This is a genomic window from Bradyrhizobium sp. CCBAU 45384, assembly GCF_028128665.1.
In the GTDB taxonomy this organism is placed as follows: domain Bacteria; phylum Pseudomonadota; class Alphaproteobacteria; order Rhizobiales; family Xanthobacteraceae; genus Bradyrhizobium; species Bradyrhizobium manausense.
Genome location: NZ_LBIZ01000109.1, coordinates 104,785 through 117,299 on the forward strand (window position 1 = coordinate 104,785; position 12,515 = coordinate 117,299).

The 12,515-nt window shown below is 57.7% G+C and carries 10 protein-coding genes and 1 pseudogene; 1 reads left to right on the plus strand and 10 read right to left on the minus strand.

The window, feature by feature from the left end; translation table 11 throughout:
• Positions 1-217: 217 nt before the first annotated feature.
• Positions 218-529, minus strand: a complete 312-nt coding sequence (locus tag XH80_RS20145; protein WP_271600066.1) for a hypothetical protein — start codon at positions 527-529, stop codon at positions 218-220.
• A gap of 1,159 nt (positions 530-1,688) precedes the next feature.
• Here XH80_RS20145 and XH80_RS20150 point away from each other — a divergent pair.
• Complete coding sequence (locus XH80_RS20150; RefSeq protein ID WP_271600067.1) at positions 1,689-2,846, plus strand: NEL-type E3 ubiquitin ligase domain-containing protein; 1,158 nt, start codon at positions 1,689-1,691, stop codon at positions 2,844-2,846.
• Between the two features lie 19 nt (positions 2,847-2,865).
• Here the strand turns inward: XH80_RS20150 and XH80_RS20155 are convergent, their stop codons facing one another.
• The 9 genes and pseudogenes from XH80_RS20155 to XH80_RS20195 form a co-directional block, all read right to left on the minus strand.
• Complete coding sequence (locus XH80_RS20155) at positions 2,866-3,036, minus strand: hypothetical protein (protein WP_271600068.1); 171 nt, start codon at positions 3,034-3,036, stop codon at positions 2,866-2,868.
• Between the two features lie 326 nt (positions 3,037-3,362).
• Entirely contained in the window at positions 3,363-4,082 is a 720-nt protein-coding gene (locus XH80_RS20160) for a hypothetical protein (RefSeq protein WP_271600069.1), read from the minus strand.
• Positions 4,083-4,136: 54 nt separating this feature from the next.
• The gene (locus XH80_RS20165; RefSeq protein ID WP_271600070.1) at positions 4,137-4,886 is read right to left on the minus strand and encodes a hypothetical protein; all 750 of its coding nucleotides are present in this window, start codon (positions 4,884-4,886) and stop codon (positions 4,137-4,139) included.
• A gap of 509 nt (positions 4,887-5,395) precedes the next feature.
• Positions 5,396-6,778, minus strand: a pseudogene (locus XH80_RS20170) (M16 family metallopeptidase).
• A 59-nt stretch (positions 6,779-6,837) separates the two neighbouring features.
• Complete coding sequence (locus XH80_RS20175) at positions 6,838-7,269, minus strand: hypothetical protein (protein ID WP_271600071.1); 432 nt, start codon at positions 7,267-7,269, stop codon at positions 6,838-6,840.
• Between the two features lie 1,096 nt (positions 7,270-8,365).
• Positions 8,366-9,232: an Effector protein NopP gene (locus XH80_RS20180; protein ID WP_271600072.1), complete on the minus strand. Its 867-nt coding sequence runs from the start codon at positions 9,230-9,232 to the stop codon at positions 8,366-8,368.
• A 125-nt stretch (positions 9,233-9,357) separates the two neighbouring features.
• On the minus strand, positions 9,358-9,945 hold the full coding sequence (locus XH80_RS20185; RefSeq protein ID WP_442869159.1) for a tetratricopeptide repeat protein: 588 nt from the start codon (positions 9,943-9,945) through the stop codon (positions 9,358-9,360).
• A gap of 30 nt (positions 9,946-9,975) precedes the next feature.
• Positions 9,976-12,075 (minus strand): type III secretion system export apparatus subunit SctV, encoded by a 2,100-nt coding sequence (gene sctV / locus XH80_RS20190; protein WP_271600074.1) that lies wholly within the window; start codon positions 12,073-12,075, stop codon positions 9,976-9,978.
• A 9-nt stretch (positions 12,076-12,084) separates the two neighbouring features.
• Complete coding sequence (locus XH80_RS20195) at positions 12,085-12,513, minus strand: hypothetical protein (RefSeq protein WP_271600075.1); 429 nt, start codon at positions 12,511-12,513, stop codon at positions 12,085-12,087.
• Between the last annotated feature and the right edge of the window lie 2 nt (positions 12,514-12,515).

Here is a 12,515-nt window from a genome sequence, read left to right on the forward strand (position 1 = left end):
TGTCCGACGGACACTCTGCGACAGCCGTAGAGATAATGGGCCGGACATATGCAGGAATTCTGTACTACTCGCCAATCTATGGTGTCGTGGCCGGCGACTAGGTTTAGGGAGGCGGCGAAGTCGGTTGTGACAGGTAGAAGATCATAACGGTTTTCTTACATTTCTTAGCTTGGAATTACCTTCGGCTGGACCGCCGGCCTCAGGGCAACAGATTGAGCTAGGAAACTCGTTTGTTTGCCGCTGATCGACTTGCCGAAGGTAACGATTCCATCGCGGCGTTCTTGATGACCGCTTCAGAGGAATCGCTTCGCCCGATCGTGGTGCTATCGACAGAATACACTTTGGACCCCAAGGCCAATGGAAACGCCGTCGACAAGAGCCCTTCAAAGGCAGAAAGCTGTTCAAGTAGACGCTTCTCAACGAGCTTGCGCTCCGCGCCAGGAAGACCAGCATTAAGCAACCGACGGCAGCGCCAGATTTCGTCTCGCAGCCATCTGATCTCACTTAGTGTATCATCAATCGAAGTCATCACAGATGTTCGTCCCTGAAGTATCAAGCATGGCGATCGTCGTCGAGCGGCCGTCCCTCGGCTTTGCATTCCTGCCGATTAGTTGAGTCTAGGACTTGCGACTTCCTGCGCCGTTCTTCCGCGACGCGGCGAGCAGTTCGATGTAGCAACTCTTAGCCAATCAATATCACCCTACACTGCTCGTGTGACGATGAATTGGGGTAGATCCTCGCGTTTTCACGGCGCCGCGATCGTGTGTCCTGCACAATTCCAGCGCTCCACAGGATTGGTGTGGCCGGAGAGTAGTTAAATAGATCCGCGCTGCTACGGGCATTCGTAATTGCCGATGGCATTGCCAAAAACTACAGAATGAACAAAAATCAGAAGGACTAGGTCTTGAGCCAGGCGGAGAGTGACAGTGGGGCTAGCTCGCCCCAAGCCACAGCAAAGCCGGCGTAAGGGCGCCGCTGCCGTCGTGTCTGCACCCGGCACCAGTCGGTCTAGCTCGAGTTTATTCGTCTGCGCAGGGCCGAACTTAACGTTGAGAAATCGATGCAGTCTTTTCGTTGCTCCGGTGTCCGTCAGTTTATCGACAGCTAGCTTCCATATGATGAACATCGCTACTCGCTCGCAGGCTCGGCTCAAAGGGCTCAGATCTCGCAGGCGAGACCGGGGTGGGCTCCGATATCAGCCATCCACGGGCGAGATGTCGCCTGGCTCGCTGCACTGCCTGCAGTTGCTCGGGGGGGCGCGCTTGCAGAAGCGTACTCGCGCCGGTCGTGCGGGACAGCCTGATTGTGGGATCACGCCTCGTTTCGGTCGGCCGGTGGAGTGTCAGCGATAGTGGGGGACTACCAGTTCTAAGATGCGCTGACCCGGCGCGTTCGCTCCATTATGCTAACGAAGAACCATATCGATGAACGCAGAACAGCTCGGCGCAGGTACTCCTTCCGCAACTTCCGATTCCGAAAGCTCCCAACCGGGCTCTCCGACCGCGTCGCAGTGGGGAGAGGCCTTGAGGGACCTGCAGGCGTCCGCTGCTGAGGCGGCTGCCTGGCAGTAGGAGGTGCTGGCCGACTGGGCTGCCGAAGACGGGCAGGGGCAACATGAGGATCGGCAACAGGCGGTAAGTCGAACGAGGGCTTGGCGGGGCACGGGTGATCTCGATGAGCCGCTAGGTTTGTCGTCTCTGTCCCTGACTGCGTTGTCTGCGCCCATTCTAGCTGGCGTGCGCCGCCTGAATGTCGACAACAATCAGCTGGCAAGCCTGCCCGAGCACCTTCCAGCAACGCTTCAGGAGTTGGACGCCAGCGGTAACCGCCTGACCCACCTCCCCCGGCTTCCGGCGGGGCTCGAGTATCTGAACGTCGAGTACAATCAGTTGACGGAGCTGCCCGAGCCTCTTCCGGCCGGGCTCGAATGGCTTAGCGCCAGCCACAACCGCCTGACCAACCTGCCTGCGACCGTCCCGCACCAGCTGTTTTGGCTCGGCGCCAGCAACAATCAGCTGACCAGCGTGCCCGAGACCCTGCTGACGCGCCTAAGCCGAGAGTCGAGCATTAATGCGGAGAATAATCGGCCCGCCGATTGGGTGCAGGTCGGCCTGGACACAGCGATGCACGCCGGACACTATGCCGGCCCTCAGGTTTTCTTCTCCACCACGCATGGAGCGTTGGAGGTTGCGGCGCGGTCCATGCACGAGGTTGCCGGGGACTGGCTCGAGGGCGAGCCCACGGTCGTGGCCGCTTGGCAACACTTCGCCCATGAGCCGGGGGGCGCGGATTATGCACGCTTCCTTGACAGGCTCCGGGGCACCGTGAACTACCGTCACGAGACGTTCCGTCAGGCGGTTGCCGAAGATCTGCGGCAGGCAGCCGTCAGGCCGCGTTTGCGCGAGCAGTATTTCGAGTTGGCTTCGGGAGCGAACGCGAGCTGCGAAGATCGCACTACATTGGTCTGGAACAGCATGCAAACTGCACGCCTGAACGCTGATGTCGAGGACGGCGTCTATGACGGACGACTGGGGGAGTTGCTCCAGAACGGCCGCGTCATGTTTCGCTTGGAAGCGCTTGATGGGATCGCGCGCGAGAGGGTCAACTCGCTACGTCGTGCCGATCCCGGCGCAGACGTCGATGAGATCGAGGTCTACCTTGCCTACCAGACCCAGCTGCGGGACGCGCTGGAGCTGAGGCACATCGCTCCTGACATGCGCTTCATGAACGTCTCTCGTGTGACCCAGGAGGATGTGCCAGGGCCGAGGCATCAGTGCGGGACCAGGAAGCGGCGGAATTTCCGGACTATTTGGCGGCGCGCTGGCAACCATGGGAAAGCGCGGTGAGGCGCATCGCACCCCAAGTCTATGCTGAATGCAGGAGCGGCTCGTCGACGCCATGGGCGTACAGTTTGAAACGCGCTTGGATGAGCGACTGGCTGAGCATGGTCTGACAGGCGATGCCGATGCCGAGCGGGTCCTCGGCGCCCAGATACGAAACGAGATTGCCCGCGAGATCAAAAGCGCGCTCATGCATAAGGTCCTCGGGAGGCTCGGACTCCAGCTATGAGCGCACCTCCGAAGAAAGGCCCGTCGACCCGCCTCGCCGCCCACAAAGTCAGAAATTTGATCGACGCCTTCCGGGACGGACTGCCTGCATGACGGACAGTCTGCATGAGCCATTGTCGAATGAGCTCTGTTAACTGCGCCCGTGCGTCCGTGCGGACGATCACGGTATAGGATGGACATTTAAGAGAAGATTAGCATAACACAATTGATGCGTTCACGTTGCGGGCGCCGTTGAACTCAGCGTTCAACGGCCTCTCATAGGCCAGACAAATAGATGGGGGATCAGACCAATCTCTAAGTCGCCTTTGTGCAACGTAGGCTACCGATGTCCGTCCCCCGCGGCCGATCCCACCTTCGCAGCGTCACACTCGAATCCAGATCGCGAAACATGCTGTAATTCCGCCGGATCCATTGATGCAGCTCGGTGGACCAGTCCTTCTCGTTGCGCAGATACCCAGTGAAGGAAAAGCCAAGCCGATCTATATATCTCTTAAGGAACAGCGGAAGTGCGGAAATTCGAATCACCCGATCGCCGTCCATCGCTTCAGGTAATCCGCCGCGCAGCGCGAATTCATTGTGGATGATGACCAGCGAAGCCGGGGGAATCCGCCGCCGCAGCATCTCGTAACCGCGAAAGGAGATGCGATCTGCGCCCGCGACGAAGAGTACGACAGGGGTGACACAGCAGCGCGCCGTCTCCTTCACGAAGCCAATCTCCTCGCACATCTTGAAGAATTCGTCGAAGGCGTGAAAGCCCAGGTCGATTACTTTGGGTACACGATCGTGAACGATAAGAGGGTCCATCAGCTGCATCTTGCCGTAAGTGTCGATCACATCCGCGGTCTCGGTGATGTTGGGCAGGTAGTCGAGCAATGACGGCTCTTTCAAGTTGACGTCAAACGACAGCGCTATGCCGTCTTTCAGCAGCAAGAACTCGCTCATGGTCCGAGCGATGAGGGTTTTACCGACCTGCGGGCTAGGTGAGCAGATGATGTAGATGGGGGTCGCTAACATAGCCAGCAGATCAATTTCGTTTCGTGCGTGGGCCCGAGCTCGCCGGATATACGGCTACTTCTCGCCGGCCCGGGTGGCGGACTTGGCCCCGGCCAATTCCGTCAAGTTGATGCGATCAAATTCGCTCCAGACATTTGCCAACCAGTGCCGCACATAGCCGCGCAGCACGAAGGAGTTGTTCGCAGGTTCATCATTCCGTCCCTTGTTCGCTACGAAGTCTATGAATGGGACGGACGCGACTTCCACCTGCTCATACGCCATTTCGTTAAGCTTCGGGATAGTCAACTCAGTCGCATGTTTGATGCGATGAAAATAGGAATTATAAGTGGCTTGATCCCACTGGAAGAATTGAGTGTCGTTGATGAAGTTCTTGACCAGGTAGTACTTTGCACCGCTCATGAAAGTCGCGGTTTCCTCGATCTCGTCTAGCGACGCGATGGATGATCCCAGGATGTGGAACACGGCAAATGTGATCTGGCCAGACCGCGCCGAGTCCAGAAAGCCGATGTCGCGCAAGGAAGACAGCGCAGAGGACAGTAGGCCTGCGCGAGCATCGATGACAGTGACGGACAGCCCTGAGTTCAAGGTATCGAAGATCTTCATCTGGTCCGCCGTCGCAGTCATGTCGACGATCTCAGTGATCCCGGGGTAAAAGCGCTTCAGCGTTCCCCGGGGCGACTCTGTGTCGAACGCGCGTGTTTGCACGTTATTGACGCTAAAGTAGTCCAGTAGCGTTCGTGATACGGTCGTCTTGCCGACTCCTCCCTTGTCCGCACCGACCACAATTACCACTGGCTTCACCATAGAAACATCTCCTGAGCTCTTATTGCCACGCGCAAATTGCGCTATCGGCGTGTCTCTGCTTTGGGTGCGAACATGGCGGAAAGAAGGGGCAATGAACCGCCGATGCGAGAGCTCTGCAACTGATAAACGTTTTCAACATCTAGCGAGTAACGTCGCGTGATGATGCAGCTCCGGGAATGGGAGTAATCACTTGTACTGGTGATTTACGTGAGGTTTGTGTGCAGCTGGAATATGCCGGGCAAGAATCAAAGTCTGCCCAGGTGATCGTTGTGCCGTAGGTTAGCTATGGATGCTGTCGCTGCGGCTATCTAATTTTAATGGAAGACCGAGTCTTACGTAGCGTCAGATTGCGAGCTCGATGAAAGCGCGAATCAGCGCGATGCTAGCGGTCCGGCTATGGCTTCGCAGACCTCAAAGGTCTACTGGATCAGATCGCCGTCTTTTTGACATGCTGAGGAATATCTCCACAAGCTAAAGTTGAGTGGCTAAAGGCCCTCTGCGCGCGAGAGCTAAGGACATGGGCTGCTAGAAAATAAATTGGGCGGCGTCGTCGGGCCGGCGTCTAGCTGATCGGCGCCCGGCGGGGGTGTAGTCCCGGACGGCACAATGGCCGCCTGCCCTGCGTCCTTTGGGGCGCGGCCGACGATAATTGTGAGCAGGCCCCGACCCACAGCCGCTGCGCTGCTCTCTTGGCTCCTCCAGCGTCACCGCATCGACGACGGCATTCTGGTTTTCGAGATAGTCGATAGGCAACTTGTCAAGCTGATGCTGCAGCAGCGTTCGCGCCATCTTTATGACGTGTTGAGAGCTACCAGTTGCGAGCCCTTCAGGTAGGACTTTGCGTCCTCAAGCTCCTGCTGAGTCGGTCCTTCCCCGGCGATCTGTCGGACCTGCTTCTCTTCTTCAACCGTTTCGCCGGCCCGATCGGCGCAGGTGCCGCTGGTACCGAGAAACATGGCTGAATGATCCAGCCAGACAAGCTGCTCACCGACTGAATAAGCAAGTCCGCGCATCTCGCGGACTTCGCGGAACAGGCGTGACGTCAGGCCGCTGCCGCCGAGAATGTGGTTGACGAAGGCGGACATGAAATCCCGCTCGCTGCGACGGACGGCTGGACCGCCAAAAGTCACAACTGTTTGCGGCACATCGAGCTGAATAAAGACCCGCTGCGGCGGCTTTGCTGCGATGTCGACCGGCATCGCTTCCGCGTTGCTCGGCAGGCCGCCAAAGGTCTTATCGAGCAGCTTGCAGACGGCCTCTGAATCGGCCCCGCCCGACCACCGCGATTTGAGCGTGTCTTTTGCAATGACGCGCCGGACATAACCCTTGAGATCCTCGGCCTTTATCTTCGGCACGCTTTCCAAGTAGCCATCGACTGGGCGAGCATAGGGATGATCCCCAAAAGCGACTTCGAGGAACTTGCGGCGAGCCAGCGACGAAGGATCGGTTGAGTCGTGCCGAAGGCGCGCAAGCACAGCGGCACGGTTCCGTTCGACGTCGGCCGCCTCAAAACGCGGCGCGGTTAACGCGATCCGTAAAAGCTCGAAGGCCTCCTCCGCGCTGTCCTTGATCGTGCGAAAGGCACCGCGGAAGTGATCATGGGTCACGTGAAAACGCAGCTCAATGGCATCGCGATCCAGCCGCTGATGAAAGGTCTTGAAGTCAAGTTCGCCGGAACCTTCCTTGAGCAGCCCAGAAACCATGTGGGCTACGCCAGGTCTTTGAGCGGGATCCTGAGTCGCGCCGCCGGTGAAGGCATATTCCATCGAGATCAATGGGACAGTGGAGTCCTGCACGAATCAGGCTTCTATGCCGCAAGACGAAATCAAACGCTTGATCCTGGTCCGGTCCCGTGATCGTGGTGCGGGATGCGAATTTGACGAAGCGAGCATCGCCATGGAGAGGGAGGTTCCTCCAAGGAGGATCCCGCGTCGAGTGCAAGCATGGATCACTAGAGCGTCTCCCAGTGTTGCGGGGTAGACTCTTTGACGAGATAGCCGGTAACCTTTCGTCTCTTGTCGAGCCATTTCCGCGTCGCCTCATGCACCTGCGGTGCGCCGACCGCTCGGATGTCGTCCGGCCAGCGTTGTACATCCTCGATGCATAGTCCCGTCGTCAGGGCGCGGCCATACCAGTGAGCGAGCAGTTCCTGACTGTCTTGGGCGTAGGCGACTTGCGCGATTAGCCGCGTCTTCGCCCGCTGGAAATCTTCGGCACTCGCGGGATTATGGGCAATGCCGGCGATTACCTCGTCGATGCAGCGCTCGATCGGGCTGAGGTTGGCGCCAGGCTTTGGTATGACGGAAATCTCGAATAGCGATGGATCGAGCGCGGCAGAGTGGTAGCTCGTCCTGGCGGTGACCGCGAGCTGCATCGTGGCCAAATGTAACGGCCGACATGTCGTGAACACAACCTTGCGCACAACGTCTCAGGAGAACTTGGCGTCTCGTGGAGACTTGGGGGCAAATCAAGCGCGATATATACGCTGGCACAACACTCGGCAGCTTGCCGTCACACATCTCGCTCTGCACGATGGGCGGCTTGACGATATTTCTGCCAGCGAGCAGCTCCTCCGAGTACACTGGGCCGAAGTAGTCCAGGATGAACGTGCGACAACAGCGTAGGTTATCGGCCGCGCCGATCAGGTGGCGCGGGGGGGCGCGATTGAGAAGATGTGCCGCTAAGCCCATCGGTTGTTGACCCGCGAGGTAAACAACTGCTCAGCGATAACTTCGATGAGACAGAGGAAGTCACACTTGCGTGCCGTCGCGGTTTGTGAAGGCAAAGGGAAGCCGAGCAGCACCGCTCACCGTCCTCAAATCACTTGCCAACAAGTCACTCAGATTAAGGCCACCAAGGGCACCCCCAGATCGCGCTCATGTGACTGCGGTTGCCATCCCGAGCCTGCTGGCTCATTTTAACTACTTCGCTATTTCTCCTCTCTTATTCGAACGACAAGATGCCAGAAGGGCGTGGATGTAGCAGTGCCGAGCGGGTTTGATGAGGATGTGTTCCTCCCGGAGGACGTTCATGCCGCCAAGAGCCTGCCAACCAATCATGCCGTCCGCTCCGGCGGCTAAAGGGCTGAAAACTGTTTTCGAGCAAGTTCTTACCCGGGAAGGCTGAGGAGGAGATCCTCACATCGCCGGTCTGGCTGTCATGGAGATCATGCGCCGCCATCGCGCTGTAGCTTCGCAGTGCCTATAGACCGCGTCATTTCGGCTGATCCGAGGAGGCCCTTAGCTGGGCAAGCTGCAGATCAGGAGGAAACACGAGACTGCGGAGTTCGAGAGATAATCGATCTGCTGCCCGTCCGGCTTGATTCCGCCAGACGAGAGGACCCACCGTACAGTTCAATCACCCCTGCGGGTGCGGAAAAGACGTCGGTGCTCAAGAGTACATGCAGCAGGAAACGAGATGAAGCCTGATCTTGCCTCAGCCGATCCGGCCAATTGCTCTTCGTGTGATGCCTGTAGGCTCTACATAAAGTCATATTCATCATCATACGGATCGTTCGCGGGCTTTGCTACACTCTCGGTATACTTGGCATTGCCGCCGTTCTCGTCAGTCGCGGCAAGATACAAAGGCGGTTTACCCGCCCGCTGCCAATTGCCGCCTTCGTTCTTCCATTTGTCATCGTGCTTGGTGGGGTCTAGCACCATCATCGAGTCACTAACCTCAACAAAGCCCAACGCTGCTGCGCGGGCTTTCGCTTCCGGATTGGAAGAGTGGGAGAGAACGAGCGGTTTGTTTCCGTCGATCTGGAGCTGATGTTCAAGCAAGATATCGCCAGCGTTCTCGACGAGCGGATGAGTAACCCGGAAAGCTATCGTTGAGGTGATTTCATCTCGCCCTGGAAATTGATTGCGCCAATCATTGTTGCCCTTGAACAGCTCACTCATGTCGCCTCCAGGTTCCGTTCTCAGAAGCCCGACGCTTTTGTTCCCAAGCTGATAGCTGAAAAACCGCGCTTTCTCCGAAATAGACTTCATGCCGAAGCGAAATGCAGTGTCCGCTGTGCGTTGAGCCTTTTCGGACACCCAGCGCGAGTATCGCTGCGGATTGGCAGCAATATCCTCTATGTCTCCTCCATAAAAATCTGCCAGCTTATTCTCAAACGAAGATTGTGAGATCTCAACCACCGGCCGCTCGTCAACCAGCGAGTATGGCGGGACTGCTGCCAAAGCTGTATCAAAGGAGGAGCTCGATGGCGCCAAATTCAGAGCAGAGAACACATCCGAGAATCTTTGGCTGTCGGTGTAGGAGTCATCATCCGAGCTCGTTCCTATTTCATCGAGCTCGGACGAACGTTCGCTGTTAGATAGAGCTTTAGTGTTTTGAAACATAACACGTCCTGTTTATGTCGGCGGAGGCCGCGCCGATTGGAGTTTCCGCGCTCATAGTAAGCCGAGCTGTCGGCAAGCTGACAGCTAAGCATCGCGCTTCGCTATTCCCGCCCGCTCTTGATTCCCTATCTTGAACGAGCCAATGTTGTCCGGCTGCCCCCCTGCGGTGCTGCGCTGGCATCGCCGGCGTCCATCTTGCCTTGAAGGGCGAGGGACAGTCCAAAATTGTTGCGCAGCATCGGGTTTGCAGGTTCCGCCGCGAGAGCTTGGCGGTATAGCGCTTGGGCTTCCTGGTGCCGGCCCTCGTGATCGAGAACAACTGCTTTGGCATTCAATGCGCGCAGGTCGCCAGGGGCTGCCAATAGCACGCCGTCGAGCACCTCGAGCGCATCATTCGGACGGTTGCGTGCCAGCAGGGCTCGCGCAAGAGGAATAGCCGCATCAATGTTGTTCGGCTGTTGCTTCAATGCGTCGCGCAAAGCCCCTTCATCAGCATCTCGGCCGAGCGCATGCGAAATGCGCTCGCGCGCGGCGGGGTCGATCTCTTTGCTGTCTGCGAGGTCTGATGCGGACGTCTGCTGCGGTGAAAGGCCGTATTTGTCTGCGGTAGCGCAACCAGTGAGCAGCATAACAGTCAGCATCGCAAGCAGAGCCGGCCGCAGCCTTGGACTGGCGGAGCAAAAATAGCGGCAGCTGGTGTGGTTAGATTTCATCGGCTACTCACGAGGTAGTGCTGCGCACTCTTAGCTTGCAGCTGTTAAGTGCCCTCCTGAGGAAGGCGCCTTTGGAAGCTTGACGGATCCGATCGGCTGGACCGTGAAGTCCGCGGCGAGATCTTGATAGGACAGAACAGGCAAGTCGATCCCGTTGCGCGTGAGAAAACCGCGCACGAAACGCCGGATATCCATCGAACCGAGGACGACAGGCTGGCCCTTACTTTGCGCGATGGTCGCATGGATTTGACGAAATTGTGCAAGCAGCTTTTCGCTCTGCCATTCATCCAAGACGAGATATGGGCCTACGGCCGTTTCCCGTACTGCGCCGCGGATGATTTCCTCGCTCTCTCGCTCGATGATAAAGGCAACCACGACGCGATGGGCATTAGCATACCGGAAGCAGATTTGGCGTTTTAGGGTAGCACGAACATATTCGGTGAGCAGGACGGCGTTTTGCTCGCGCTCGCTCCATTCTGCCAGTGCCTCCAATAGCAAGCGGGTATTGCGGATTGGAATGCCCTCGTCGAGCAAGCGACGCAGGACCTCAGCGATCCGAGGGACGGTGGCCGTACGCAGCACCTCTTTCACCAGATCAGGATATTCCTGCTCCATCCGGGCGAGCAATTGGCGGGTTTCCTGAATGCCGACCAGGCGCTGTGCAAAGCGTGTCAATGTGGAATGGAGACGTAAGGCAAGAACTTCGCTTAGCCGATGATATCCGATTCCGGCAGCCTTGAGAGCCGCTGCATGCCGTTCTTCGATCCAGACCCGGTTCGTTTCAGGGTCTCGCTGAAAGGGGACGCCGCACAATTCGATGTTCGCCACATCGTCATTGAGTGCCAAGTGCCCGGGATTGATCACATCGCGCTCAACTGGCACACTATCGACATCGACCCTGAACTGCGACGAGGACAAGCTCTCGCCGATCTGGGCAGGGATCCGCGGAATGGTGATGCCAAGGTCCGCCGACACGAGCCTTGAAACACGCGAAATACTCTCTTCCAGCTCGTCTTTGTCGATCGAATCCGTCAGGTTTGGTGCAAGGAACAACGCGATCGGAAGGGCTTCCGCATGTGCGGTCTGCTTTTGGACCGCTGCAGGAGCCGGCGCCGATGCCCCGGTGCTTACTCCCATTTTGGCGGCAGGCTTATCGTCTTTGGGGCCGACCTTGACGTAGCTTGCGGCAGCGAACAGGACGGCGAGCACGACAAACGGGGGCAAAGGAAAGCCAGGAACGAGCCCCATGAATACCAAGACGCAGGCGGCTAGCCTAAGTGCCTGCGTACTTGCGGTAAGTTGGTGAACGATATCGGCGCCGAGTTTGAGTTTGGAAGGTCCGTTGACGCGCGTGACAATGGTCGCGGCGGTAATTGACAGCAGCAGCGCCGGAATCTGCGAAATGAGCGCATCACCAATCGTCAAAAGAGTATATTGATGCAGCGCTTCATCGAGCGACATGCCTTTGGAGAGCAGGCCGATGCTTATTCCGCCCAGCATATTGATGCAGATCACGATCAGCCCGGCGATCGCGTCTCCCTTAACGAACTTCATGGCACCATCCATAGCGCCATGAAGTTGACTCTCTTGTTCTAAGGCGGCACGTCGGCGGCGTGCTTCGTGTTGATCGATGTGGCTGTTGCGTAGCTCCGCATCGATCGCCATCTGCTTGCCTGGTAGGGCATCAAGCGTGAAGCGCGCCGACACCTCTGCGACGCGTTCGGCACCCTTGGCAAGAACCATGAATTGGACCATGGTCACGATCAAGAATATGACGATTCCGACCGCAATATTCCCTGAAATGACGAAGTCGCCGAAGGTGTGAATGATGCTGCCCGCGTCGCCTTCGGCGAGGATCAGCCGTGTTGTTGCAATCGTCAGCGCCAGCCGAAATACGGTGGAGATCAGGATGACGCCCGGCAAGGACGAGAAATCAAGCGGTGTGCTGAGATAGAGGGCAACCATCAGCAGCAATATGGCAAAGCCAAGATTGAAGCCGATCAGCATGTCGATCACGATGACTGGGATTGGCATGATCATCATGCCGATCGCCAGAAGCAGCATCAAGGCAACCATGAAATCCGGGTGGGCCGGAGCGCGCACGACGAAGTCACGCAAGGTGTTGGCCATGATAGATCCCTATTGCTTTCGGATGAGGGCTATACTCGCGCGCAATGACACATAGGTCTGGAAGACCTCGCGAGCCTCGGCCATGCGGCCAGCGTGCCGCAGTGCGTGACTGCGCAACAGCGTCATCGGTATGCGGGAAGAAGGTTGCGTATCAAGTGCGTCCAGCCGGTCCAGCACATGGAGTGCTTCCTCGCCGAGGCCCTCGGCGATGAGAGTGTAGGCTAGAATGCGCAGTAGACCGACGTCGTTGGAATGCTCGCGAGCTGCAATTCGCAACAGAGCCAGGCTGTGTGCGCTCTGCCCGCACGCGAGATGGACATATGAGAGTGCGCAAAGCAGGTCGCGCTCCGGCCCGGAGATCGACAGAATATCGCCGGATTTGGAGACTTCTGGAGTCAGGGGAACGGCGACATGCTGCAATCCATCAGGATCGGCCATGG

Bases quoted from the DNA above. Each gene is read 5' to 3' on its own strand.
- XH80_RS20145 (WP_271600066.1), bottom strand. From the start codon at position 529: ATGACTTCGATTGATGATACACTAAGTGAGATCAGATGGCTGCGAGAC.
- XH80_RS20195 (WP_271600075.1), bottom strand. From the start codon at position 12,513: ATGGCCGATCCTGATGGATTGCAGCATGTCGCCGTTCCCCTGACTCCA.
- XH80_RS20155 (WP_271600068.1), bottom strand. From the start codon at position 3,036: ATGCATGAGCGCGCTTTTGATCTCGCGGGCAATCTCGTTTCGTATCTG.
- sctV (WP_271600074.1), bottom strand. From the start codon at position 12,075: ATGGCCAACACCTTGCGTGACTTCGTCGTGCGCGCTCCGGCCCACCCG.
- XH80_RS20160 (WP_271600069.1), bottom strand. From the start codon at position 4,082: ATGTTAGCGACCCCCATCTACATCATCTGCTCACCTAGCCCGCAGGTC.
- XH80_RS20165 (WP_271600070.1), bottom strand. From the start codon at position 4,886: ATGGTGAAGCCAGTGGTAATTGTGGTCGGTGCGGACAAGGGAGGAGTC.
- XH80_RS20180 (WP_271600072.1), bottom strand. From the start codon at position 9,232: ATGTTTCAAAACACTAAAGCTCTATCTAACAGCGAACGTTCGTCCGAG.
- XH80_RS20185 (WP_442869159.1), bottom strand. From the start codon at position 9,945: ATGAAATCTAACCACACCAGCTGCCGCTATTTTTGCTCCGCCAGTCCA.